This window comes from Microbacterium hominis NBRC 15708, assembly GCF_001592125.1.
GTDB classification, from domain to species: Bacteria; Actinomycetota; Actinomycetes; order Actinomycetales; family Microbacteriaceae; genus Microbacterium; species Microbacterium hominis.
The window spans coordinates 107,073-130,613 of the sequence record NZ_BCWI01000002.1; the positions used below are offsets into that span (position 1 = coordinate 107,073).

Here is a 23,541-nt window from a genome sequence, read left to right on the forward strand (position 1 = left end):
AGGACGGCTCAGCCGTGGCGGGTGATGCGGACGAGGCGCGGGGCGGCGTCCTCCATCGCGGCCGCGTGGGGGCCGGCCGTGCCGCAGGCGTTGTCCACCCCGGTGCCGCTCCAGCCGCGGTCGATCTCGACCTCCCACCAGCGATCCGCCACGGCATCCGCGAAGGGCGCCGCCCACTCGGCGATGACCACGGCGTTCTCGAAGTCGATGTCGAGGTCGTCGAGCTCGCCGTCGGTGCCGAGACGATACGCGTCCACGTGGACGAGGGCGGGGCCGTCGCCCAGCGACGGATGGGTCCGCGCGATGACGAACGTCGGACTCTGCACGCGTCCGCGCACCCCGAGGGACGCGGCGATGCCGCGGGTGAGGGTGGTCTTGCCCGCCCCCAGCGGCCCCGTCAGCACGACCAGGTCTCCCGCGCGCAGGGCCGCTCCGAAGGAGCGTCCGAGGTCCTCCATGTCCGCGGGCGATGCGACCTCGCGCTCGCCGAGGAATCCGTCCAGTCCGCTCATGCGTTCACCTCCCGCCGCGGCACGCGCGGGCCGATGCGCGTCACGATCTCGTAGTTGATGGTGCCCGCGGCATCCGCCCACGCCTCCACCGGCGGGGCGCCGAGGGTCGGATCGCCGAACAGCACCACCTCATCGCCGACCGCGACCGGATGATCGCCGACGTCGACGACGAACTGGTCCATCGCGATCCGGCCCGCGACGGGGAACACCTCGCCGCCGATGCGCACGGCCGCCCCGCCCGAGGCGGCGCGGGGGACCCCGTCGGCGTACCCCGCCGGCACGAGCGCCAGCGTGGACTCCTGCGCGGTGCGGTGACGGTATCCGTACGAGACGCCCTGCCCGGCCGGCACCCGGCGGACGGCGGCGACGGCCGCGCGCAGCGTCATCGCGGGACGAAGGCCCAGGTCTGCCGATGTGCGCTCGGGGAACGGCGACAGCCCGTAGATCGACACGCCGAGCCGCACACAGCCGAAGCGCGACTGCGGAAGGGCGATCGCCGCGTGCGAGGCGGCGATGTGTCGCAGCTGCGGGGCGAGGCCGTGGGATGCCGCGAGCGCGAGTGCGTCGGTGAACCGCCCGATCGCGGCGCGGTCGTCGTCGGCCGACGCGTTGGAGAGGTGGCTGAAGATCCCGATGACGCGCAGCCGCCCGATGCGCTCGAGCCGTGCGGCTTCCGCGAAGGCGGTGGCGTAGGCGGCCGGAGCCAGACCGTTGCGGCCGAGGCCCGTCTCGAGCTTGAGGTGCACGCCGACGGGACGGTCGCCGGATGCCGCGGCCGCCGCGGCCTGCAGCTGGTCGAGGCTCGACACACCCAGCTCGATACCGCGGCCGGCGGCCTCGGCGAAGCGGGCTCCGGGGGCGTGCAGCCACGCCAGGATCGGGGCGTCGATGCCGGCGCGTCGCAGCGCGAGCGCCTCGTCGATGTCCGAGACGCCGATCCGCCGCGCGCCGCCGTCGAGGGCGGCGCGGGCCGAGCGGACCGCGCCGTGCCCGTACCCGTCGGCCTTGACGACGGCGATGACCTCGGATGCCGTCAGCTGTCGCAGATGACGCACGTTCGCGCTGATCGCGGACGTGTCGATGAGCGCTTCGCGCAGCACGCCCTCCGGAAGTCGGCTCACGCGTCCCCCTCGATGTCGCGGATGATCGGCCCGTCGCCCACCGCGGACTCGGCGACGACGTAGGCCGCGGCCAGTCCGGCGTCATGGCTGAGCGAGAGGTGGATCATGCCGATGCCGCGGGCGGCGACCGTCGCGGCGGTGTCGCCGCTGAGCGCGAAGACGGGGCGCCCCGAGGGCTCGCTCGCGACCTCGATGTCGGTCCAGTGCACGCCGTCAGAGCCGCCGAGCGCCTTGATCAGCGCCTCCTTCGCCGCGTAGCGTGCGGCGAGCGAGTGCGGCTTCAGGCGACGCTCCGCGGGCGCGAAGAGGCGCTCGCGCAGTCGCGGCGTGCGCTCCAGCGACCGCTCGAAACGCGGGATGTCGACGAGGTCGACGCCGATTCCGATGATCACGGCATCCCCCTGTTCTGCTCGACGGCGTTGTGGTCGACCTGTTCTGCTCGGCGGCGTGGTGGTCGACCTGTTCTGCTCGGCGGCGTCGTGGTCGACCTGTTTTGCTCGGCGGCGTCGTGGTCGACGCCGCGTCGCCCGCGCCCCCGCCAGCCTACTGGCGCCGCATCCCGATCGCCGCGGCCGGCCTGCCCGCGCTCGCGCTCGCGAGAAACCACTGCCGTACCGAGAAACCCGCCACGGAGTGGCTTCTCGGCACGCAAGATGCGTCTCGCGGTGCGGCGCGAGACGCGCGGCGGCGCGCGGCGCGAGGGTTACTCGACCGTGACGGACTTCGCGAGGTTGCGCGGCTGGTCGACGTCCAGGCCCTTCGCCGTGGCGAGGCCCATCGCGAACACGTGCAGCGGCACGACGGCCAGCAGCGGCTCGAACAGGGGCCCGGCGAGCGGGATGCGCAGCACCTCGTCGGCGAACGGGAGCACCGCGGCATCCCCCTCTTCGGCGACGACGATCACGCGGGCGCCGCGAGCGCGGATCTCCTGGATGTTGGAGACCACCTTCTTGTGCAGCTCGGCCGACTCGCGCGGCGACGGCACGATGACGAACACGGGCTGGCCGGGCTCGATGAGCGCGATCGGGCCGTGCTTGAGCTCGCCGGCGGCGAAGCCCTCGGCGTGGATGTAGCTGATCTCCTTGAGCTTCAGCGCACCCTCGAGGGCGATCGGGTAACCGACGTGACGGCCGAGGAAGAGCACCGACTGCGTGTCGGCCATCCAGCGCGAGAACTGCTCGATGTGCGTCTGCTCCTCGTCGAGCACGCGCTGGATCTTGCCGGGGACGGCCTCCAGCTCGCGCACGTGCAGCGCCTGCTCGGCGTGCGAGATGGTGCCGCGCACGCGCGCGACGTGCAGCGCGAGCAGGTACAGCGCGGTGATCTGGGCGACGAAGGCCTTGGTGGATGCCACGGCCACCTCGGGTCCGGCGTGCGTGTAGATCACGGCATCCGACTCGCGCGGAATCGTCGCGCCCTGCGTGTTGCAGATCGACAGCGTCTTCGCGCCGTGCTCGCGCGCGTACTTGACCGCCATGAGCGTGTCCATCGTCTCGCCGGACTGGCTGATCGAGACGACGAGGGTGTCGTCGCCGATCACCGGATCGCGGTAGCGGAACTCGTGGGCGAGCTCGACGTCGACGGGGATGCGCGTCCACTGCTCCAGCGCGTACTTGCCGGTCTGGCCCGCGTACGCGGCGGTGCCGCACGCGATGACGACGATGCGACGGATGCCGGTGAACAGCTCGTCCAGGCCGTCCAGCTCGGGGATGGTCACGGCGGCGTCGTGGAGGCGCCCGCGGATGGTGTTCGCGACGGCCTCGGGCTCCTCGGAGACCTCCTTGGCCATGAACGACGACCAGCCGCCCTTCTCTGCGGCCGAGGCGTCCCAGACGACCTCGAAGGGCTCCACCTCGACGGGCGCGCCGGCGAAGTCGGTCACCTCGACGCCGGCCGGGGTGATCGCCACGATCTCGTCCTGCCCGATCGCGAGGGCGTTGCGGGTGTGCTCCACGAAGGCCGCGACGTCGGATCCGAGGAAGTTCTCCCCGTCGCCGAGGCCGATGACCAACGGCGAGTTGCGGCGGGCGCCGACGACGAGTCCCGGCTGGTCGCGGTGCATCGCGAGCAGGGTGAACGCCCCCTCCAGGCGCGCGACGACCGTGCGGAACGCGGCGACGAGGTCGCCCGAGGCCTGGTACTCGCGGCCGAGGAGGACCGCCGCGACCTCGGTGTCGGTCTCGGAGCGGAACGTGAAGCCCTCGCTGAGCAGCTCGGCCTTGAGCTCGGAGAAGTTCTCGATGATGCCGTTGTGGATGACGGCGAGCTTGTCGTCGTCGGCCAGATGCGGATGCGCGTTCGCGTCGGTCGGGCCGCCGTGGGTCGCCCAGCGCGTGTGGCCGATGCCGGTGGTGCCGTCGGGCATGGGGTGGGCGGCGAGGTCGTCGCGCAGCACCTGGAGCTTGCCGGCGCGCTTGCGCATGTCGAGATCGCCCTGACCGTCGATCACGGCGATGCCGGCGGAGTCGTAGCCGCGGTACTCGAGGCGGGCGAGCCCGGACAGGAGGATGGCCTGGCTGTCGCGCGGGCCCACGTATCCGACGATTCCACACATGGGGTCCATGCTAGGTCCGGGTATTTGCGCGGATCCCTCACAAACGCCGTGAGATTGCGCTCAGAGTTTGCGCAGCCGCACCGACTCGACGGCGTGCGCCGCCGCCTTCTTCAGCACGAGGGTCGCCCGATGCCGCGTGGGCGCGACGTTCTCGCGGAGGTTCGGCAGGTTGATGTCGTTCCAGTAGCCGAGCGCCGTGGTCACGGCCTCCTCGTCGGACAGCTCCGCGAACACCTTGAAGAACGAGTGGGGGTTGCTGAAGGCGCCGCGCCGCAGGGCGAGGAACCGGTCGACGTACCACTGCGCGATGTCGGCCTCGTCGGCATCCACGTAGATCGAGAAGTCGAACAGATCGCTGACGGCGACGTCGTTCGGCGTCGGGGGCGGCGAGAGCACGTTCAGTCCCTCGACGATCACGACGTCCGGGCGGCGCACGGTGACGTGGGCGTCCGGGACGATGTCGTACCGCACGTGGGAGTAGAACGGCGCCCGCACCTCCGCCGCACCCGACTTGACCTCGGTGAGGAAGCTGACGAGGGCGCGCCGGTCGTACGACTCGGGGAACCCCTTACGGGCCATCAGCCCGCGCCGCTCGAGCTCGGCGTTGGAGTAGAGGAAGCCGTCCGTCGTGACCAGCTCGACGCGCGGCGTGCCGGGCCAGCGGCTCATCAGCTCGCGCAGCAGCCGCGCGATGGTCGACTTGCCCACGGCCACCGAGCCGGCGACGGCGACCACGAACGGCGTCGTGGAGTCGGGCTCGCCCAGGAACGCCGCGGTCTCGGCGCCCAGCCGCTTGGTGTTCTCGGCGTAGGTGCTCAGCAGTCGGCTGAGCGGGAGGTACACCTCGCGCACCTCGGCGAGGTCCAACCGGTCGCCGATGCCGCGCAACTGCACGACCTCGGTCTCACTGAGGGGGGTGGGGATGCCGGCCGCCAGCCGGGCCCACTCGGAACGGTCGATCTCGCGGTACAGCGAGTCGATGGCAGTCGTCTCGTCTTCGGTGGACATCGGGCCTACTCTATCCATGCGGCGGCTCCGCCCCGCGAGGGGATGCCGGGCCCGCGCCGGCTGTGACGGCGCGGAACCCATCTGTGGATACGCTGAACGCATGCGTCTCGGAGTCCTCGACATCGGCTCGAACACCGTCCACCTGCTCGTCGCCGATGTCCACCCCGGAGGACGCCCCCAGGCCACCACGAGCCAACGCACGGTGCTGCGCCTGATGCGCTACCTCGAGCCCGACGGATCGATCAGCGAGACGGGCGTGACGGCGCTGGTGGATGCCGTCACCCAGGCGCGCGCGGTCGCCCAGGCCGAGAACGTCGTCGAGCTGCTCGCCACCGCGACGAGCGCCGTGCGCGAGGCCGCCAACGGCGCCGACGTGATCGCCCGGATCGAGGCGGCACTCGGGCAGGAGCTGCAGGTGCTCGGCGGCGAGTCCGAAGCCCGTTTCACCTTCCTCGCCGTGCGTCGCTGGTTCGGCTGGTCGGCGGGCCAGATCCTGCTCTTCGACATCGGCGGCGGATCGCTCGAGGTGGCCTCGGGCGCCGACGAACTGCCGGACGTCGCCGCCTCCGTCCCGCTGGGAGCCGGCCGGTCGACGGTGGAGTTCCTGCCGCACGACCCGCCCGGGGAGGATGCCGTCGAGGTGCTGCGCGACCACGCGCGCGGCGTCCTGGCGCCCGTCGCCGAGCTCATGTCCGGCCAGCCGCGGCCGAATCACGTGGTCGGATCGTCCAAGGCGATCCGCTCCCTCGCCAAGCTCGCGGGCTATCCCGCCCCCGGCTGGAGCGGCAGCGAGCGGATGCTGCTGCCGCGCGGCGCGCTGGGCTCGTGGATCCCGCGGCTCGCGCGCATCCCGGCATCCGCTCGGCAGGAGCTGCCCGGCATCACCGCCGATCGCACGTTCCAGATCGTCGCGGCGGCCGTCGTGCTGCACACCGCGATGACCGCACTGGACGTCGACGAGCTCGAGGTGAGCCCGTGGGCCCTGCGTGAGGGCGTGCTGCTGCGGTACATCGAGTCGCTGAGTTGGCAGGAACCGGCCTGACGCCGCGCATCGACCGGTCGGGAGCTTCCCCGGCCGTCCGCGCGCGGCATCCCCGGGTCAGGAGGGGGAGCGACCCCTCCGTCTGGGGGATGCGGGGGGACATCGACGGAGGGGTCGCGCACCCCAGTCGTCAAACCCGTCGCACCCCGTCCCTGTCGGGTCAGGGCGCGGGGAATGGGCATGTGAGTGCACGCCCAGGGTAGAGTCGCCGCCGATCGCGGCGCCACTGCTGCGGCGACGTTTAACAGACGCTTAACGTGCGGCGCCCACGGCGTTCAGCCGCGGACGATGTCCGCGAGCTCGTCGGCGATGCGCTGGGCGTCCTCCTGCGAGGCCGCTTCGACCATCACCCGCACCATCTGCTCGGTGCCGGAGGGCCGGATCAGCACCCGTCCGCTGTCGCCGAGGGCCGCTTCGGCGACCTGCACGCCCGCCAGGACGTCCGCGTCGGTCGCGCGCGAGCGCTCGACGCCGCGCACGTTGATGAGCACCTGCGGGAACACGGTCATCACCGCGGCGAGCTCGGCGAGCGACCGGCCCGTGCGGGCCATCTCGGCGCACAGGTGCAGCCCCGTCAGCACCCCGTCGCCGGTGGTCGCGTAGCGGCTCATGATGACGTGCCCGCTCTGCTCACCGCCGAGCGAGTAGCCGCCCTCGTTCATGCGCTCGAGCACGTAGCGGTCGCCGACGGCCGTCTGCTCGACGGCGATGCCCTGTGCGGCCATCGCGCGGTGCAGTCCGAGGTTGCTCATGACGGTCGCGACGAGCGTGTCGTTCTTCAACCGCCCGTCGCGCTTCATCGCCACGGCGAGGATCGCCATGATCTGGTCGCCGTCCACCAGGGTGCCGTCGGCATCCACCGCGAGGCAGCGGTCGGCGTCGCCGTCGTGGGCGATACCGACGTCGGCGCCGGTGCGCACGACCTCCGCGGCGAGACGCTCCATGTGCGTCGAGCCGTAGCCGTCGTTGATGTTGATGCCGTCGGGGTCCGCGCCGATGACGGTGACCTTCGCCCCGGCGTTGCGGAACGTCTCGGGCGAGACCCCGGATGCCGCGCCGTGCGCGCAGTCGAGAACGACGTGCAGGCCGTCGAGGCGGTGGGGAAGGGAGGCGAGCAGGTGGATCGCGTAGCGGTCCTCGGCATCCGAGAAACGCACCACACGACCGACGTCGCCGCCGGTCGGGCGCAGCTTCTCGCCCGACATCGCCTCTTCGATGCGCCGCTCGACCTGATCGGGGAGCTTGACGCCGCCGCGCGCGAAGATCTTGATGCCGTTGTCGGGCGCCGGGTTGTGCGACGCCGAGATCATGACCCCGAAATCGGCGTCGATGTCGCCGATGAGATAGGCCGCGGCCGGCGTGGGCAGCGTTCCCGCATCGAGCACGTCGACACCGGAGGAGGCGAGACCCGCCTCGACCGCCGCGGACAGGAACTGGCCCGACACGCGAGGATCACGCGCGATGACGGCGGTGAGCCGCTTTCCCGCGGCCTTGCGCGCCTCGGCGATACGGCCCTGGCCCAGGACGACGGCAGTCGCCTGGGCCAGGGTGAGCGCGAGGTCGGCGGTGAGGGGGCCATTGGCCAGGCCCCGCACACCGTCCGTCCCGAACAGCGCCATGAAGCTTTAGCGCTTCGAGTACTGCGGAGCCTTGCGGGCCTTCTTGAGACCGGCCTTCTTGCGCTCCTTGACGCGAGCGTCGCGCGAGAGGAAGCCGGCCTTCTTCAGGGTCGGGCGGTTGTTCTCGGCGTCGATCTCGTTGAGCGCACGGGCGATGCCCAGGCGCAGCGCGCCGGCCTGGCCCGAGGGGCCCCCACCGGAGATGCGCGCGATGACGTCGTAGCCACCGGCGAGGTCGAGGACCGTGAACGGGTCGTTGATGAGCTGCTGGTGCAGCTTGTTGGGGAAGTAGTCCTCGAGGGTGCGACCGTTCACCGTGATGGTGCCGGAGCCCGGGATGAGGCGGACGCGCGCGATGGCCTGCTTGCGGCGGCCGACGGCGGCACCGGGAACCGACAGCACCGGGCGGGGCGCGGCAGCGGTCTCGACCGGGGCGCTCTCGGTGGTGTAGCTCTCCGCGTTGTCGAGGGTGTTCTCTTCGATGGAGTCAGCGATCTTCGCCATGAGTTGTCCTTATGTCTCTCGGCGCGCTTACTGGGCGACCTGGCCGAAGGTGTACGGGGTGGGCTGCTGGGCCGCGTGCGGGTGCTCGGCGCCCACGTAGACCTTCAGCTTCGACAGCTGCTGGCGGCCCAGGCTGTTCTTGGGGAGCATGCCGCGGATCGCCTTCTCGACGGCGCGGACCGGGTTCTTCTCGAGGAGCTCCGCGTACGAGGTGGCCGTGAGGCCGCCCGGGTAGCCCGAGTGGCGGTAGGCCATCTTCTTCTGGAGCTTCTGACCCGTGAGGGCGACCTTCTCGGCATTGACGACGATGACGAAGTCACCGGTGTCGATGTGGTTCGCGAAGGTGGGCTTGTGCTTGCCGCGGAGGATGGCGGCGGCGTGCGAGGCGAGGCGTCCGAGGACGACGTCGGTCGCGTCGATGACGACCCACTCACGGGTCACTTCACCGGCCTTGGGGGTGTAGGTGCGCGTCACAGTAGTGCTGCTTTCTTGATTCGAACGGAGAGGTTCGTGAATCCCGCTCCGGGGTGGTTCGCTGCGCGGTGACGGTGCACGATGCAGGGGAACACGCCAGTGGAGGGCTCACGTTCGCGGTGCCGGCCGCAGGCAGCGCGAGCACCAAAGGGAGAGTCTACGCCATGCGGATGCCGCGGCAAAACCGGACGTGCGACGGGCGCCGTGAGAAAAAGGGCGACCGAGGGGCCGAAGGGATACTCCGGGCCCCTCGGTCGCGGCGGCCGCACGCGGGGGGTCGGCGACCGCCAACCGGTCGTGTGGGGACACTACCGGGGGCTGAGGGATCTTCAGCGGACGCCGGTGACGGCGCCGCGTTTATCGGTAACCAGCCTACCGGGCGGAGGGGCTCTGCACCGTAGCCCCGGCCGGAGAAACATCCGTCGCCGCGAGGCCCGCTGCGAACTGCTTGATCCAGGGTCGTAGCTCGGGTCCGAGGTCGTCGCGGTCCACGGCCAGCTGCAGGATCGCCTTGATGTAGTCGACCCGGTCGCCCGTGTCGTACCGGCGACCGCTGAAGACGACGCCGTAGACGCCGGGTCCCTCGGGGTCGGCCGCGAGCTCGCGGAGGGCGTCGGTGAGCTGGATCTCGCCGCCCTTGCCGGGAGCGGTGTGCGCGAGCACGCCGAAGACCTCGGGGCCGAGCACGTACCGGCCGATCACCGCGAGGTTCGACGGCGCCTCCTCGCGGGACGGCTTCTCGACCAGATCGAGCACCCGGTACGAGCCGTCGGGGTCGCGGTCGCCGACGGTGGCCACGCCGTAGAGGTGCACCTGTTCGGGGTCGACCTCCATCAGGGCGACGACCGCACCGCCGGTGCGCTCGTGCACCGCGAGCATGGTCGGCAGCAGCGGGTCGCGCTCGTCGATCAGGTCGTCGCCGAGCATGACGACGAAGGAGCAGTCGCCGACGTACGAGGCGGCGCGGGAGACGGCGTGACCGAGGCCGCGCGGCTCGCCCTGGCGCGTGATGTGGATGTCGGCGAGCTGCGAGGAGTGGGCGACCTTGCCGAGCTTGGCCGTGTCGCCCTTCGTCGTCAGCGCCGTCTCGAGTTCGGGAACCGAGTCGAAGTGGTTGGCGATGTTGTTCTTGTTGCGGCCGACGATGATCAGCACGTCGCGGATGCCGGCGGCGACCGCCTCCTCGACGACGTACTGGATGGCCGGCTTGTCGACGACGGGGAGCATCTCCTTCGGCATCGCCTTGGTGGCGGGAAGGAACCTCGTGCCGAGACCGGCGGCGGGGATGACGGCTTTGTAACGGGGGGACATGCGATCTCCTGCGGGGCGTAGGGGGGTGTGCTCCGAGGCGTCCGGGGACGCGCGCGTATCGCGAGCATAGCGAACGACGTCACATCGTCTGTGACGGGGATGCGACGGCTCGATGACGAGCGCGGACGTGGCCGACGAGCGCGGACTCAGGCGTGCGCCGCGAGCGCCGGAGCCGGGATCATCGACTCGAGCACGACGTCGTCGCCCTCCTGATACAGGAGCGTGCGACCCGCGAACGGGCGCATCGGCATGACGGCGCGCGGCAGCGCGCCGGAGGACGCGACACGCACGTGCAGCACGCCGTCGGCGCCTGTCGTGATCTCGATGCGCGCCGCGCGCGCACCGGAGTGCTTGACCGCGTTGACGAGGGCCTCGTTGACGACCTCGGTGACGATCGGTGCCGCCTCGGAGCGTTCGACGGCAGCGACGGCGCCGTCGTCGATGCGGGTGTCGAGATGCATGATGGGCTCCCAGCCCGCCAGCATGCGTCGCAGCTCGCCGCCCGACTCGATCTCGGCGGCGCGCACCGGGGCGATGACCTCGTCGAGGGCGCGATCCGTCTCGGAGCGGAAGCGCGCGATCTCCCGCGCCGTCGGGGCGTTCTCGTCGACGTGTGCCGCGAAGATCACGCACCGCCCCTGCACCCGTCCGTGCAGGGTGGATGCCGCCTGGAGCAGCGGCAGCTGCGCGCGGCGCGTGCGGTCGGCGAACTCCCCCGCGGCGCGGGCGAGCTCGACGGTGGAGCGCGCCGCCTCCTCGCGTGCGCGCCGGCGCGTGTCGATGGCGAGCGCCAGGACGATCGCGGCGAGCGGCATCGCGACCAGCGGGATCAGCATGATGGCGCCCGTGTCGGGCAGCAGCAGGTGTCCGACGGCGGTCGTGGCGGCGCCGGCGAGGATCCAGACCAGCAGGAAGGCGATGCCGCGGGTGCGCGGCGCAGCCGTCGGCAGCGCGCGCAGCACGGCGCCGGCGGCGAGGTCGACGAGCACGACCGCGACGGCCGCGGCGAGCACACCCACGACGTCGGGCAGCGTGACCAGGAACGGCGCGCACATGAAGAGGTAGAGGACGCCGACCCACAGCAGCGGCGTGGGGTGCAGCCGCTCCACGCCACGGCGGCGCGCGGCCGACAGCGGCCGCGGCGTCCACAGCGCAGGCACCGGAGGGCTGGCCGCAGCCAGCTCCTCGAGGCGGTGGCTGGCGGTGCGCACCCGCTCGGAGAAGTCGCGGACGGCGTCGAAGTCGACGGTGCCGGCGAGCATCGCGTCGCGTTCGGTGCGCAGCTCGGCGACCATGCCGCGCACGACCAGTCGCGCATCCCGCTCGTCGTTCAGGACCTGCTGGCTCGCGGCATCCAGTCGACCGAGGGCGTGCGCGAGCCGGTCGACCGTGGCCCGCGTCTGGGAGTACTCGGTCGTGATGATCGCGATCAGGGAGAAGAGGCCGAACGCGACGACGAGGTTGGTGCCGGTGCGGGCGAGCCACACGCCGTTCGAGTGGCCGTGGAAGACGATGCCCACGAGCATCTCGTTCAGGACCGGACGGACGAGGGCGACGGCGACGAGGGTCGTCGTGACGAGGATGCCGCGCGCACGGTGATCGCGCATGCGGCGTTCGGCGGCGGCGACGGCGAGGACGGGCAGTGCCAGCAGGGTCCATGCCATCGCGGCGGCCGCGACGCCCTGGCCGTAACCGTCCGGACGGCCGTCGACGACCGGGACGAGCAGGAGCGTCGCGATCGGCAGCGACACGATGGCGCTCCAGCGCGTGAAGAAACGACCGCTTCCCGCCGCATCCCAGTACGCTGACACGACGTTGATCGTGCGCGACCCACCGCGGGCCATCAGGTGCACCCCAACATTCCTACCCCCAAGTAGTAGTCAGTGTAGCCATTCGTCTACATGATGGGGAGAGGAAGTTCCTTATAATCCAGCGTCTATTCCGTCGCACCGGAGCGGCCCCGATTCGAGGAGCCTGACATGACGGACGAGCCCGCTCCGGCACACCGCCGCACCCGGTGGGCGGCGCGCGTGAGGGATCCCCTCGCCTGGCTGTCGGTCTACGCGGTCGCCCTGGCGCTCGTCGCGTTCTGGCCTGTGCCCGTCGACTCTGGCGCGCGCCCCTTCCTGCGGGCGGTGACGGCGCTGTTCCCCGCGCTGACCTCCGCGCGGATCGAGTTCGTGGCGAACATCGTCATGTTCGTCCCGCTGGGGTTCCTGCTGACCGTGATCCTGCGACGCCGGCGCTGGATGGTGCTGCCGATCGCGTTCCTCACGACGGTCGTCATCGAGACCGGCCAGGCGGTCGCGCTCGCCGCCCGCACGCCGAGCGTGCTCGACGTCGTGGCGAACACGGCGGGTGCGTGCGCGGGGATGCTGCTGGCCGCCCTCGCCGAGCGGCTCGCGCGTGCACGCACGCGACCGCCCGCGGACGCTCCCGAGCCGCCGCGGCGCGGCTAGCGACGCGGGCGGACGCCGGGCTCCGGAGGGCGCGAGGCCTCCTCGACCGCTTCCTCGAGCCACGTCTGCAGGCGCCACGCGGGGACGCGGAACATCCGCGAGATGGTCGACAGCGGATAGCCCGCCTCGAGCACGGCGGCCACGGCGAACTGTCGCATCGAGTCGAAGTCGCGGTCGGCGAGCGCGCCGGTGCGCAGATCGGCGAGCGAGCGGGGACGCGCTACCGGCGCGCCGGATGCGGCGCCGGCGTCCGTCGCGATGCCCGGTGACGGCGACGGTGACGGTGACGGCCCGGATGCGGCGGCGGAGACAGAGGCGCGCGCGCTCGTGGCCGGTCGCGCCGGGTGCGGCCGCGCGGGCGGCGGCGTCCGAGGTCCTTGCGGAACGGGCTCGGCCGGCGCGTCGGGGGTGACCGCGGGCTCGGCCGATGCCGGGGCCGTCGCCGGAGCGGCTGCGGGCTCCTCCGTCGATGTCACCGTCCCATCGACGCCGTAGGCCGCGATCCGCTGCTGGCCGTACTGCACGATCGCCTGCTCCAGCAGGCGTCGGAGCTGCCGGTGCCGCACACGCCGACGCCACAGCAGCGGCACGCCGACCAGGGGGATGACGAGCACCGACAGCCACATCCACGCCATGGGGTGGGCGTTGAGCCACGTGACGAAGTCGGAACGGAACTCCCACGTGCGCGTGTCGTTGCCCTGGACGGTCGGGGCGGCACCGTCCGAGGTCGCGACGGCATCCTGACCGATGCCGCCGAGGACGTTCTTCGCGACGGTGACGCGGCCCTCCCCCACGACGGCGACCGCGTTCCCGAGCCCGACGGTGATGTCGTTGTGTTCCACGTCGGCGACCGAGGCCGCGACGCGCAGCGCCGCCCCCTGCCCGTGGAGGACGTTGCCGGTGACGACGGCCGGCACGACGCCGTCAGCGATGACGACGGCGGGCTCCGCCGAGGAGGTGAGATCGCAGCCGACGATCTCGAGGCGTTTCGCGGGGCCGTTGGCCCGCACGGCGGCGGCGGTCTCGCGGGCCGTGACGCCGGTGAGGATCGTGCCGTCCGCCTCCTCGAGGAGCAGTCCGCCGCGGGCGTTGTCCGCGAACGTTCCTCCCTTGACGGCGAACCCGCTGCTGCGGTCGGTGCCGTAGCCGGCGGCCGTCGGCCCCGTCGCGAGCGCCCGTCCGCTCAGGCGCAGGCCGTACTCGCCCGAATCGCGCACGGTCGCGTCGCCGATGCCGACGGTCGAAGAGCCGCCGCCCACCTGGATGCCGTCGTCGCCGGACGCGTCGACGTCCACGCCCGAGAGCGCGACGCGCTGCGACTGGCCGGTGACGGCCACGCCGGAGACCTCGGCGGCGATCGACGAGAAGGAGGTCACCGTAGTGTCGACGACGCCCGAGAGGAAGAGCCCGTAGTGCGAGTCCTCGCTGGACACCCGCGCGAGGTCGGCCCGCGCCGATCCGGTGTCGCTGCCGGTGACGGCCAGCCCGCCGGTGCGTCCGCTCCAGAACCCGAGGTGGTCCACGTGCACGTCGGACATCGTCAGCACCCCGTCGCGCACGCGGAGGTAGGCACGCCCATCGTCGGTGGCGTCGTCGGGGGCGCCGGCCTCGGCATCCCACCCCGTGATCGTGAGCGGCGCATCGGCGCCCCCGTGCAGGTCGAGCGACCCGCCCCAGGCGACGATGCTGACGAAGCCGTCCGACCCGCTGTGCAACCGCAGCGTCGCACCCGGCTGCACGAGGGAGAGGGTGGCACCGGCACGGACGACGACGTTGCGCGTGAGGGCCCACGTGTTCTCCCCGTCGGGGGCGGCGGCGCCGGCATCCACGAGGTCGCTCAGTCCGTAGGGCGCGTCGCGGGCCGCGAGCACGACGGTGCCGAACGTCGAGAGCGCCGCCGGGTCGCCCGGCGCGACGCGGCTCAGCCCCGCGAGGCGTCCGTCCTCGCGGGCGACGGCGACGGCGGGATCGGGGGCGACGGGCGGCGCGTACGTGCCGGCGGTGACCTGCGCGGCGAGGCCGCTCATCGCCGTCGCAACGGCGGTGGCGGTTCCCGGAGGAAGCGTCGGCACGGGCGCGGCCGTCGGCGACACCTGATCCCACGGGTACCCCTTCTGGTGGATGAGGGGACCGACGAAAACGATGAGGAGGACGAAGACGGCGATCGCCGACACCACGACCACCCGCCCGAGCACGTGGCGCGTGAGCGTGGTGTCGCCGCGCTCTTCGCGGGTGAAGCCGTCGGGCGCGCTCATGACGTGGCCGTCGCCGCCGGAGGGCCGTCCAGACTCGCCTCGGACTGCCCCTCGCCGCCCTGCTGCGTGGCGGAGCGGGTGAGCCAGCCCTGCTTGTTCATCGTGAACAGGGCGTAGACCTTGATCGGCAGGGCGATGAGGATCGTGACGGCGGCCACGAGCGGCAGGACCACGATGTCCTCGGGGCGACGCCAGAGGTGCGAGACGCCGCGGATGCCGCGACCGATGACGACCCACACGAACGCCAGGAGGAGGGCGAGGGCGGGTTGGGGCGAGCGGATCGAGAGGATGATGTAGGCGACCGCCACTCCCATCGTGAACGGCGTCATCAGGATCTGCATCATCGTCAGCTGGGAGATGAAGGGCGTGCGGAACACCCATCCTTTCCCGATGGCCGTGAGGTAGCAGCGGTAGGAGTTCCTGCTCCACCGCACCCGCTGCTTCACGAAGGCGCGGAAGGTGGAGGGGAACATCGAGAGGGCGCGCGCATTGTCCTGGTGGGTGACGCGGAACCCCTGCGAGAGCACCAGCCAGGTCATCCGCCCGTCGTCGCCGGCGACGCACTCTCGGCCGAAGAAGACCTCGTGCTCGAGCTGCTCGACCTGCGGGACGATCACGGCCGCGCGATACGCCGCCGTGCGGCCGGACGCGCAGATCACGCCCCCGTAGCGCGCCATGGCCGGAACGTAGTCGTAGTAGCGGAGGTCGATGATCCAGTCGGCGACCCGCCGCCACACGCTCGACCGCGGGCGGTAGACGTTCTGCCGCGTGCTGACGGCGCCGACCGCGGGGTCGATGAAGGGCATCTGGATCGCGTCCAGCATCCCCTCCTCCCACGCCGTGTCGCTGTCGACGAAGATGACGAGCTCGGTGTCGACCATCCGCATCCCGTGACCGAGGGCCGATCTCTTGCCGTGGTGGTGGAACAGCACCGCCTCGACGCCGCGGAGGGCCAGGGCGTCGATCCTGGCCTTCGCCTCCAGGTCGGCGACGTCGAGCACGATGATGATCCGCGAGGGCCCCTGGCGATGCCAGGTGTGCAGGCAGCGGATGAGGACGTCGGGGTCTTCGTGGTACGACGGCACGACGACGGTGACGGTGGTGCGATAGTCGTTGACGACCGGTCGCGTCATCATCGCGAGCACCTTGCGGAGGATCCAGAACGACCAGGAGATCAACCCGAGCACGCCGAAGGGCAGCATCCAGAGCGCATGCTGAGTCAGCAGTTCCATCGATCCTCCGGGGCTTCGGGGGTCCCCACATCGTGCACAGCATATCTACGGCGTGTTCGCGCACGCACGCACGCGCGCAGGCAGGAATCAGCGGCAGGACGGCGACATCGGCGGCGGGGTCGAGGCGCCGTCGGACACGTTGTCGCACGTGACCGTGTTGCCCGCCCGCCGCGCGGCGCCGACGACGGTGACGGCGACGGCGGATGCCGAGAGGTCGAAGGTGTTCCGTGACACGGTGTTCGACGCACCGCTGCGGACCTCGACCGGAGTCGAGATGCTGTGGATCTGGATGCCGTCGCCTGCCGCGACGGTGAGGCGATTGTCCGCCACGAGCCAGCCGGTGCCCTTGAGGTCGACCACCGAGTCGACGGCGGCGGCATCCGCGATGGAGAGCGTGTTGCCGCTGATCACGCCGTCCGACGTGCCCTCCTTGACGTCGATGGCCTCGGCGGTGACGTCGAAGACGGTGGTGCCGGTCACCCGGTTGCGGTCGCTGCGGTCGGGTTCGCACGCGGTGACGGTGCACCAGTTCGATGCGGCGGTGCCGATGTAGACGCCTTCGCCGAACTCCGGCGTGGAGCGGCCGGTGTCGTGGATGACCAGTCCGTCGATCACGTTGTCGCTGCTGCCCGCGCGGAGGTGGACCGCCTCCTGGCCGGTGCCGGACACCTCCAGACCGGTGAGGGTCGTCGTGGCGACACCGTCCAGCACGATCCCCTTCTGCCCGCCGGTCACCCGGAAACCGGTGAGCACCCAGTCGGCGACGTGGTCGAGGTGCAACGCGTAGCCGCTGTCGACCGATCCCCCGTCGAGCACCGACGCGCTCGTGCCGCACAGCGTGATGGGCTCGTCGGCGCCGGAGGTCGTGATCGTGAACGGGCCGCGATAGGTGGCCGCGGCGAGCGCGAGCACGTCGCCGGGTCGCGCGTCGTCGAGTGCCCGCTGGAGGGCGTCCGCCGAGGGATCGACGGCCCGCGCCTGCGGTCCGCAGGCACCGATCGCCGCGCCGGCCGCGGAGCCGGGAGCGTCCGGAGCGCATCCCGCGAGCGCGGCGGCGAGGACACCGAGCGCGGCGACAGCCGCGGCGGCTCGTGTTCGCATGCGCACGAGTATGACATCCCGGGCGCGCGGGTCCGCGCCCGGGGGTTCCGACCGGCGCGCCCGCCGGAACCCCCGGGACACGTCTTAGCCGAGTGCCGGGTAGAGGGTGGGCGTCGTGCGGAAGTGCGTCGCCTGCTCGTAGTCGTAGGCGAGACCGAGGAGGCTGCCCTCCGAGAAGTCGCGCCCGAGGAACTCGAGGTTGACGCCGGCGCTCGATCCGCCCTCGCCTGCTCCCGCGCTTCCCATCGGCAGCGTCACCGCCGGCATCCCCGTGTTGGGGCTCAGCCGCATGTTCGTGCCGATCGTGCCGTAGGCATTGGTGCTCGGGTAGATGAGCGCATCGAGGTCGTTGTCGTCCATCATCTGCGTGACGAGCACCTTGCCGGCGGCGAGCTGGGTGGTGTGGCTGCCGGTCGGCCCGGCCCACGCCTGATAGACGCTGTCCGTGACGCTGTTGCGCTGCACGTAGGTGCTCCGCCGCGAGGTCACGAAGTTCCCGCCGGCCAGGATGTCGTCCAGGGTGCGCTGGGCGACGTCGGGGGCCAGGTGAGTGGCGACGTAGGCAGTGAGGTCGTGCTTGAACTCGTTGGTCGAGCCCGAGCTCTCGCCCAGCACCCCGGCGAACGCGCCGGGAGGCGTGATCTCCACGACCGTCGCGCCCTGCGCGGTCAGCTCGGCCTTCGCCTTCTCGAACAGGGCGACGGTGGTCGCGTTCGAGCCGATCATCGAGGAGACGTAGCCGATGCGCGCTCCCTCCAGCGCGGTCGTCGACAGCCCCGCGGTGTAGGACGAGGGGACCTTGCCCTCCTGACGGGCAGTGACCGGATCGGCGGCATCCACGCCCACGACGGCGTCCAGGGCGACCGCTGCGTCGACGACCGACCGTGCGATCGGGCCACCGGTGTCCTGGGTGAGGGCCAGCGGGATGATGCCGTCACGACTGGCGAGGCCGACCGTGGGGCGCACACCGACGAGCTGGTTGTACGACGAGGGCACGCGGATGGAGCCGCCCGTGTCGGTTCCGAAGCCGATGCCGGCGAGGTTCGCCGCGATCGCCGCGCCGGTGCCTCCGGAGGAGCCGCCCGCGGTCTTCGTCGTATCGTACGGCGACGCGACGAGCAGGGTCGACCCGGGGGCCTGGAACGAGGAGAACTCGGACGCGAAGCCGTACGCGAACTCGTCGAGCGAGGCTTTGGCCAGCACAACGGCACCCGCCGCGCGCAGTCCGGCGACCATCGCCGCATCCGTCGAGGTCTGGTTGTCGTTCCAGCAGCCGCAGCCGCCCGTGGTGACCATGTCGACGGTGTCGTAGTTGTCCTTGAGGGCGATCGGGACCCCGAGCAGCATGCTGGTCATTCCGTGCTCCGCGCGCTCGGCGTCGGCCTTGGCCGCCGCGTCCAGCGCCACGGAGCTCACCGTGATGATCGAGTTGAGCGGCCGCGTCGCCCCCGCCACGACCGTGCGATCGTAGGCGCTGATGCGGTCGAGGTATGCCTGCGTCAGCGCGACCGATGTCGTCACGCCGGCGTTCATGGCCGCCTGCATGTCGATCACCGAGGCCTCGACGAGCTCGAACGGGCCGTCGTCGTAGATCATGCGGTGCGAGAGGGCCGCCAGGTCCTTCACCGTGAGGCGGCCGTCGGCATCCAGATCGATGCGTCCGACGGTGGCCCACGCGGCATCCGCCGTCGTCGCACCCAGCGCTGCGGCCGCGACCTCGAGGTCGGCCGCGGTCACCTGCGCATCGCCGGTGAGATCGAGCTCGGTGTAGTACGGCGCGAGCATCGGCGCGACGGCGGGCGGCGCCTCCGCCGCGGAGGCGGGCGCAGCGACGGTGAGGGCGGATGCGGCCGCGACGACGGTGGCGGCCGCGACGATCCGGCGGGAGCGAGGGGTGAGCGCGGTCATCGCAGGGACTCCTTCGTGGTGGTGGCGCGACGGACGATGAGGACGATGCCGAGCGCGATGACGGCCGCGGCGAGCGCACCGCCGACGAGGAACGGCGCGGCGTCGGCACCGGTGGAGGCGAGCGGGTCGCTCGACGTGTCGCCGCTGTCCGCGACGACCGGGGTGGCCGAGGGCGAAACGGAGGTCTCCGGGTCGGGGGTGCCGGGCTCGACGACGGGCGCGGCGTCGAGGGCGATCACCGCGGCCGCGGGAGGCGTGACCGCGGTGGAGGCACCGTCGCTCGCGACGAAAGTGATGGCCGTGGGGGTGAGCGCGGTGGTCTGGCCCCCGGCGAGCACCGTGAAGGCGAGCGTGACGAGGCTCTGCGGACCGGTGAGGCCGGGCGAGGAGCCGAGGCGGGTGTGGGTGATCGTCACCTGACCGCTCGTCGGGGTGGCCGCGTCGTAGCCGCCCGCCGGGAACACGGCGGAGCCGTCGTCGTACGCGAGCAGCGCGGGATCGAACTGCAGGGTCAGCTCGTAGGCGTAGAGGTCGCTCACGGCGTCGGCCGCGATCGTGACGCTGATCACGTCGCCGGCGGTGGCCGTCGTCGGCGATGCGAGTGTGACCGCGGGGTCCGATGCGGCGGTGGCGGTCGGGGCGAAGAGCCCGGCCGCGGCGGTGAGCGAGAGCGTCACCGCCGTGAGGAGAGCGGCACGAGCGCGGGCGCGCCGTGCGGTTTCTCTGTGCTGTGGTGCGGGCATGCGAGGAGACGTCCTTTCGGGAGGGCGAGAGGACGGCCGACGCGCCAGTGCTGCGAGTCGCATCGGCGCGTCCGGGGGGGGTCCTCGCACCCTCCCAAAACCGGATGTCGTTCGGGTTTCATCAGATGACGATCGCGTTTCCGCACGACCGGCGGGGTTCTCCGACGCTAAGGAAGAGGAGGTCTCCGACGTCTCGGGAGACGGGGTTCTCAGACGCTCGGGAGGCGGCGCGTGCGCCGCAGGCGAGCGGAGTGGATACGGTCGCCCCGCCGCAGCCCCCCGGCAGGGGCAGGGCGACCGTCTTCCCGGGCGATGTGTGGGGTCACATCGCTGGTGGGGATGGGGCATGCTCATCATCGACGATGCGGGACCCGTTGTGGGGCTAGATGAGAGGAATCTCACCTGCACCGGGCAACGGCGTCACTCCCGCGTGCGCGAGATACCGGCGCGCGGCCTCGACGCGGGCGTTGCGCTCGGGGTCGGACCCGACGCCGAGCAGGGCGTAGGACGTCCGCAGGTGCGCTTCGACCGAACGCGGCGAGATCGCGAGCCGCCGCGCGATGGCGGCGTTGCTCAGCCCGTCGGCGACGAGAGCGAGGACCTCGCGCTGGCGCGGGCTGAGGCGGCTCAGCGGGTTGTTGCGACGCGTCGCGCGCTCGGCGCGGATGGCGGGGTCGAGCACGCTGCGCCCCTCCGCCACGGAGCGGATGGCGTAGACGAGCGCGGATGCCGTCAGCGACAGGTTCTTGGACAGCACGCCCCATCCGGCGGTCTCCGAGCAGTGCACCTCCCGCAGCTGGTCGTGCACGTCCGGCGCCGACAGCACGATGATGCCGAGCCGCGGTGAGCGCGCGCGCAGCGCGTGCCCGAGCGAGATCCCGTCGCCGTCGGGCAGGCGCGGCCCGAGCAGAGCGACATCGATCGCACGGTCGGTCGCGGCGAGCGCGTCATCCATCGAGGCGCAGGCGCGCACCGTGCGCATGTCGTGCTGCTGGTCGACGAGACCCGCGAGAAGATCGCGGAACAGGGGCTGACCCTCGACCACGAGCACCCGCAGCGGTCGCCGACCCTCCGTCACGCGGGTGGGGAGGCGTCGTCGCCACGATGCGTCGTGGTGGCGAGGTAGCGGGCGACCGAGATGTCCCGCCCGACCAGGCCGGCCGAGCGACCGGTGACCCGACTCCACAGGCTCGGCACGACCCGAACCATCGTGATCCCCTCCAGGCGCAGCTGACGCGCGGTGGGAGGGTCGAGGTAGCGGCGGGCCGGCGCCGTCTGCCAGTGCGCGTCGACGTAGATCTCGACGATACGGGCGCCGCCTGCTCGGCTCATCGTTGGTCCTCTTTCCCCAAGGCACGACCCGCCACGGGCACACGCGCGCACCCCGATCGAGCGGGTTGCGCGGCGTCGCGAGTGCTCCGTTCGCAAGGACGGAGGGGTCACGCGGGGCCCCATGACCTCGCGCAGGATCATTGTGGCGCAGGCCGAAACAGGCATCCGACCGAACGCCGCGATTTCACGAGAGTTTTACGTGAAATCACCTAGCGCTCCGGGCGGGCGCGGCGGCCGCGTCGATCCGTGAGCGCTCCCACGGACCGTCGGCGGCGGCATCCCGCGGCGCGCCCGGACGCGTGGTCGCGTCGACCACGGCGCGACCGTCAGCGCGGCGGGTCTTCCAACGGGAGCCGGAGCGTCAGCCGCGCACCCGGCGACGGGCGCGCGCCGGCTCCCGCGACCAGGGTCAGCTCGCCGCCGAGCACCTCCGCCCGGCGGCGCAACCGCGCGAGCCCGGACCACGGCGCATCGGGACGGGGCGGAGCGCCGTTGTTGCGGACGGCGACCCGGAGGTGATCGGCATCGGCCCGCGCGTCGATCGTGATCTCGTCGGCGCCGCCGTGACGCAGCGCGTTGGAGAGGGCGTCCTCGATGACGCGGATGACGAGCACCCTCGCCTCGTGCGACAGCCGGTGCTCGACCGTCGCGAGCACATCGGCGGCGGGCGCCCGCACGGCCACCGAGGGCGGCAGGCGCACGACGAGGGCGCGCACGGCGGGCGCCAGTCCGCGCTCGAGGTCGACCGGGTAGAGCCGAGCGCTGAGCGCCCGCAGCTCTTTCTCCCGCAGGCGTTCGAGCTGCCCAGCGATGGCGGTGAGCTCGGCCGCACCGTCCTCGTCGCGCGGCCGCACACCCGCGGCGAGGTGGCGCAGCCTCGTCTCGATCACGACGAACGTGCCCTGCACGCTGCCGTGAATGGTCTCGGCCAGTTCGTACCGGAGACGCAGCTCCTCCTCCTGCAGCTCGGCGACGAGCCCCGCCGCCCGGGCCTGCGCGACGGATTGCCCGCGCTCGGCATGGCGGATGCGGCGGGCCACGTCGACCTGCACGAGACCCAATCCGATCGCGCAAGCTGCGGCGAGGGTCGCGCTCGCGAACTCGCCCGCCCCGACCGAGGTGCCCGCGTCGTCGGCGGCGAGCAGGGAGATGACGACGCGGACCCCCGCCAGGGTGAGGGCGGCGCCGAGGGCCAGCACGAGGACGAGTCCGCAGCGCGCGAGGAGCCCATAGCGCTCGGGGCGCAGCACGTGGACGGCGGCCAGCATGGCGATCGGCGCGACGACGGCCGCCGTGGCCGGCGCGGCGACCCCGACGTCGCTGCCCCAGGTGCGCAGCAGCACCGACTGCAGGCTGGTGTACAGCGTGATGGCGACGGTGGCTGCGGCGGTCGCGACCAGCGCGATGCGATGGTCCGTCGCGGCATCCGACGAGGGATGGCGCGACTGCGACGCGCCGCTCATCCTCCGGCTGTCCAGGGCGACGCGGTGTGCTCCAGATAGCTGCGCACCGCCTCGACGCGCGGGTTGCGCTCGCGGCTGGCGGGAAGTCCGAGCACCGCGTACGCGACGTTGAGGTGCGCGTCGACCGACCGCGGTGAGATGCCGAGACGGTCGGCGATCGCGGCGTTGGTGAGCCCCTCGGCCACCAGGGCGACCACCTCGTACTGCCGGGCGCTGAGGCGCGACAGCGGGCTGTTCCGCCGCACCTCGCGCTGCGCGCGGATCGCGGGGTCGAGCACCGCGCGCCCGGCCGCGACCGCGCGGATGGCGTACACGAGCGCGGATGCCGAGAGCGAGGAGTTCTTCGAGAGGAAGCCCCAGCCCGCCGCTTCGGCGCCCGGCACCTCCAGGAGGGTGCTGATCGAGTCGGAGGCCGAGAGGATCAGCACCCCGAGACCGGGACGACGGCGGCGGAGCTCGCGGCCGAGGCTGATCCCGTCGCCGTCCGGCAGTCGGAGGTCGAGGAGGGCGACGTCGAGGCTGCGGACGTCGACGACGCGGGTGCCTTCGGCGCTGCGCGCGACCGCCGCCACGCGCAGACCCTTCTGCTCGCCCAGGAGCACCGCGAGCATCTCGCGGAACAGCGGCTGGTCCTCGACGACCATCACGTCGAGGGTCGGCAGGCGCCCGTTCACGGCCGCGGCACGGAGGCGGGACGCGGAACCAGAGTGGAGGTGCCCGAGGTGCGCGGATGCCGCGGGCACGAGAGTCGGGGGCGCGCTTGTCGCATGTGAGGTCTCCTGTCGACGTCTCCCCCGCCGCGCACCATTGTCACGCATCCGCTTCGACGCGCCGGTCGAAAAGTCGGCAGAACACGGCGTCCTCGGGCGGAGAAGCGCAGATTCGCTCGGTGATTCCACCTAG

At 72.1% G+C, this 23,541-nt stretch carries 21 protein-coding genes; 2 read left to right on the forward strand and 19 right to left on the reverse strand.

Going from position 1 to position 23,541, the window contains the following annotated elements; all coding sequences use genetic code 11:
- Positions 1-8 precede the first annotated feature (8 nt).
- The 5 genes from tsaE to coaA form a co-directional block, all read right to left on the reverse strand.
- Positions 9-512, reverse strand: coding sequence for a tRNA (adenosine(37)-N6)-threonylcarbamoyltransferase complex ATPase subunit type 1 TsaE (tsaE, locus tag MHO01S_RS04070; protein WP_060960320.1), 504 nt, complete (start codon positions 510-512; stop codon positions 9-11).
- Positions 509-1,633 carry an alanine racemase gene (gene alr, locus MHO01S_RS04075; RefSeq protein WP_061781868.1) on the reverse strand — a complete coding sequence of 375 codons (1,125 nt, stop codon included), beginning with the start codon at positions 1,631-1,633 and terminating at the stop codon, positions 509-511. Before alr ends, tsaE begins: the two co-directional genes overlap by 4 nt.
- On the reverse strand, positions 1,630-2,025 hold the full coding sequence (locus MHO01S_RS04080; protein WP_060960318.1) for a holo-ACP synthase: 396 nt from the start codon (positions 2,023-2,025) through the stop codon (positions 1,630-1,632). The genes alr and MHO01S_RS04080 overlap by 4 nt, the downstream gene beginning before the upstream one ends.
- 311 nt (positions 2,026-2,336) lie before the next feature.
- Positions 2,337-4,187 carry a glutamine--fructose-6-phosphate transaminase (isomerizing) gene (gene glmS / locus MHO01S_RS04085; protein WP_060960317.1) on the reverse strand — a complete coding sequence of 617 codons (1,851 nt, stop codon included), beginning with the start codon at positions 4,185-4,187 and terminating at the stop codon, positions 2,337-2,339.
- Positions 4,188-4,247: 60 nt separating this feature from the next.
- Positions 4,248-5,195, reverse strand: coding sequence for a type I pantothenate kinase (gene coaA / locus MHO01S_RS04090; RefSeq protein WP_060960316.1), 948 nt, complete (start codon positions 5,193-5,195; stop codon positions 4,248-4,250).
- 100 nt (positions 5,196-5,295) lie between these two features.
- Here coaA and MHO01S_RS04095 point away from each other — a divergent pair, with 100 nt between their 5' ends.
- On the forward strand, positions 5,296-6,237 hold the full coding sequence (locus MHO01S_RS04095) for a Ppx/GppA phosphatase family protein (protein WP_060960315.1): 942 nt from the start codon (positions 5,296-5,298) through the stop codon (positions 6,235-6,237).
- A gap of 275 nt (positions 6,238-6,512) precedes the next feature.
- Here MHO01S_RS04095 and glmM read toward each other — a convergent pair whose 3' ends face one another.
- From glmM to MHO01S_RS04120, 5 genes are all read right to left on the reverse strand, one after another.
- Entirely contained in the window at positions 6,513-7,856 is a 1,344-nt protein-coding gene (gene glmM, locus MHO01S_RS04100) for a phosphoglucosamine mutase (RefSeq protein WP_060960314.1), read from the reverse strand.
- 6 nt (positions 7,857-7,862) lie between these two features.
- On the reverse strand, positions 7,863-8,360 hold the full coding sequence (gene rpsI / locus MHO01S_RS04105; RefSeq protein ID WP_060960313.1) for a 30S ribosomal protein S9: 498 nt from the start codon (positions 8,358-8,360) through the stop codon (positions 7,863-7,865).
- Between the two features lie 27 nt (positions 8,361-8,387).
- The gene (gene rplM / locus MHO01S_RS04110; protein ID WP_060960312.1) at positions 8,388-8,834 is read right to left on the reverse strand and encodes a 50S ribosomal protein L13; all 447 of its coding nucleotides are present in this window, start codon (positions 8,832-8,834) and stop codon (positions 8,388-8,390) included.
- A gap of 372 nt (positions 8,835-9,206) precedes the next feature.
- The gene (locus MHO01S_RS04115; protein WP_060960311.1) at positions 9,207-10,145 is read right to left on the reverse strand and encodes a UTP--glucose-1-phosphate uridylyltransferase; all 939 of its coding nucleotides are present in this window, start codon (positions 10,143-10,145) and stop codon (positions 9,207-9,209) included.
- A 146-nt stretch (positions 10,146-10,291) separates the two neighbouring features.
- Positions 10,292-11,989: a sensor histidine kinase gene (locus MHO01S_RS04120; protein WP_255266062.1), complete on the reverse strand. Its 1,698-nt coding sequence runs from the start codon at positions 11,987-11,989 to the stop codon at positions 10,292-10,294.
- Between the two features lie 135 nt (positions 11,990-12,124).
- On the opposite strand from MHO01S_RS04120, the gene MHO01S_RS04125 reads away from it, so the two are divergent.
- Positions 12,125-12,604, forward strand: a complete 480-nt coding sequence (locus tag MHO01S_RS04125) for a VanZ family protein (protein WP_060960309.1) — start codon at positions 12,125-12,127, stop codon at positions 12,602-12,604.
- Here the strand turns inward: MHO01S_RS04125 and MHO01S_RS04130 are convergent.
- The 9 genes from MHO01S_RS04130 to MHO01S_RS04170 all read right to left on the reverse strand — a co-directional run bounded on the left by MHO01S_RS04130 (position 12,601) and on the right by MHO01S_RS04170 (position 23,312).
- Positions 12,601-14,859: a right-handed parallel beta-helix repeat-containing protein gene (locus MHO01S_RS04130; RefSeq protein WP_061781870.1), complete on the reverse strand. Its 2,259-nt coding sequence runs from the start codon at positions 14,857-14,859 to the stop codon at positions 12,601-12,603. The genes MHO01S_RS04125 and MHO01S_RS04130 overlap by 4 nt on opposite strands.
- Complete coding sequence (locus MHO01S_RS04135; RefSeq protein ID WP_060960307.1) at positions 14,856-16,091, reverse strand: glycosyltransferase; 1,236 nt, start codon at positions 16,089-16,091, stop codon at positions 14,856-14,858. The genes MHO01S_RS04130 and MHO01S_RS04135 overlap by 4 nt, the downstream gene beginning before the upstream one ends.
- Before the next feature lie 87 nt (positions 16,092-16,178).
- Entirely contained in the window at positions 16,179-17,192 is a 1,014-nt protein-coding gene (locus tag MHO01S_RS04140; protein ID WP_157553726.1) for a right-handed parallel beta-helix repeat-containing protein, read from the reverse strand.
- Positions 17,193-17,276: 84 nt separating this feature from the next.
- On the reverse strand, positions 17,277-19,100 hold the full coding sequence (locus MHO01S_RS04145; protein ID WP_061781871.1) for an amidase family protein: 1,824 nt from the start codon (positions 19,098-19,100) through the stop codon (positions 17,277-17,279).
- On the reverse strand, positions 19,097-19,777 hold the full coding sequence (locus tag MHO01S_RS16615; protein WP_060960304.1) for a cohesin domain-containing protein: 681 nt from the start codon (positions 19,775-19,777) through the stop codon (positions 19,097-19,099). The genes MHO01S_RS04145 and MHO01S_RS16615 overlap by 4 nt, the downstream gene beginning before the upstream one ends.
- A gap of 448 nt (positions 19,778-20,225) precedes the next feature.
- Positions 20,226-20,921, reverse strand: coding sequence for a response regulator transcription factor (locus tag MHO01S_RS04155; protein ID WP_060960303.1), 696 nt, complete (start codon positions 20,919-20,921; stop codon positions 20,226-20,228).
- On the reverse strand, positions 20,918-21,175 hold the full coding sequence (locus tag MHO01S_RS04160) for a hypothetical protein (RefSeq protein WP_060960302.1): 258 nt from the start codon (positions 21,173-21,175) through the stop codon (positions 20,918-20,920). Before MHO01S_RS04160 ends, MHO01S_RS04155 begins: the two co-directional genes overlap by 4 nt.
- Positions 21,176-21,501: 326 nt before the next feature.
- Positions 21,502-22,638 carry a sensor histidine kinase gene (locus MHO01S_RS04165; RefSeq protein ID WP_061781872.1) on the reverse strand — a complete coding sequence of 379 codons (1,137 nt, stop codon included), beginning with the start codon at positions 22,636-22,638 and terminating at the stop codon, positions 21,502-21,504.
- Positions 22,635-23,312: a response regulator transcription factor gene (locus MHO01S_RS04170; protein ID WP_231735150.1), complete on the reverse strand. Its 678-nt coding sequence runs from the start codon at positions 23,310-23,312 to the stop codon at positions 22,635-22,637. Before MHO01S_RS04170 ends, MHO01S_RS04165 begins: the two co-directional genes overlap by 4 nt.
- Positions 23,313-23,541 lie beyond the last annotated feature (229 nt).

What these genes read in the sequence shown, in the direction of transcription:
- tsaE (WP_060960320.1), bottom strand. Translation starts at nt 512, where the DNA reads ATGAGCGGACTGGACGGATTCCTCGGCGAGCGCGAGGTCGCATCGCCC.
- glmS (WP_060960317.1), bottom strand. Translation starts at nt 4,187, where the DNA reads ATGTGTGGAATCGTCGGATACGTGGGCCCGCGCGACAGCCAGGCCATC.
- coaA (WP_060960316.1), bottom strand. Translation starts at nt 5,195, where the DNA reads ATGTCCACCGAAGACGAGACGACTGCCATCGACTCGCTGTACCGCGAG.
- MHO01S_RS04095 (WP_060960315.1), top strand. Translation starts at nt 5,296, where the DNA reads ATGCGTCTCGGAGTCCTCGACATCGGCTCGAACACCGTCCACCTGCTC.
- glmM (WP_060960314.1), bottom strand. Translation starts at nt 7,856, where the DNA reads ATGGCGCTGTTCGGGACGGACGGTGTGCGGGGCCTGGCCAATGGCCCC.
- rpsI (WP_060960313.1), bottom strand. Translation starts at nt 8,360, where the DNA reads ATGGCGAAGATCGCTGACTCCATCGAAGAGAACACCCTCGACAACGCG.
- MHO01S_RS04115 (WP_060960311.1), bottom strand. Translation starts at nt 10,145, where the DNA reads ATGTCCCCCCGTTACAAAGCCGTCATCCCCGCCGCCGGTCTCGGCACG.
- MHO01S_RS04120 (WP_255266062.1), bottom strand. Translation starts at nt 11,989, where the DNA reads ATGGCCCGCGGTGGGTCGCGCACGATCAACGTCGTGTCAGCGTACTGG.
- MHO01S_RS04125 (WP_060960309.1), top strand. Translation starts at nt 12,125, where the DNA reads ATGACGGACGAGCCCGCTCCGGCACACCGCCGCACCCGGTGGGCGGCG.
- MHO01S_RS04130 (WP_061781870.1), bottom strand. Translation starts at nt 14,859, where the DNA reads ATGAGCGCGCCCGACGGCTTCACCCGCGAAGAGCGCGGCGACACCACG.
- MHO01S_RS04135 (WP_060960307.1), bottom strand. Translation starts at nt 16,091, where the DNA reads ATGGAACTGCTGACTCAGCATGCGCTCTGGATGCTGCCCTTCGGCGTG.
- MHO01S_RS04140 (WP_157553726.1), bottom strand. Translation starts at nt 17,192, where the DNA reads ATGCGAACACGAGCCGCCGCGGCTGTCGCCGCGCTCGGTGTCCTCGCC.
- MHO01S_RS04145 (WP_061781871.1), bottom strand. Translation starts at nt 19,100, where the DNA reads ATGACCGCGCTCACCCCTCGCTCCCGCCGGATCGTCGCGGCCGCCACC.
- MHO01S_RS04160 (WP_060960302.1), bottom strand. Translation starts at nt 21,175, where the DNA reads ATGAGCCGAGCAGGCGGCGCCCGTATCGTCGAGATCTACGTCGACGCG.
- MHO01S_RS04165 (WP_061781872.1), bottom strand. Translation starts at nt 22,638, where the DNA reads ATGAGCGGCGCGTCGCAGTCGCGCCATCCCTCGTCGGATGCCGCGACG.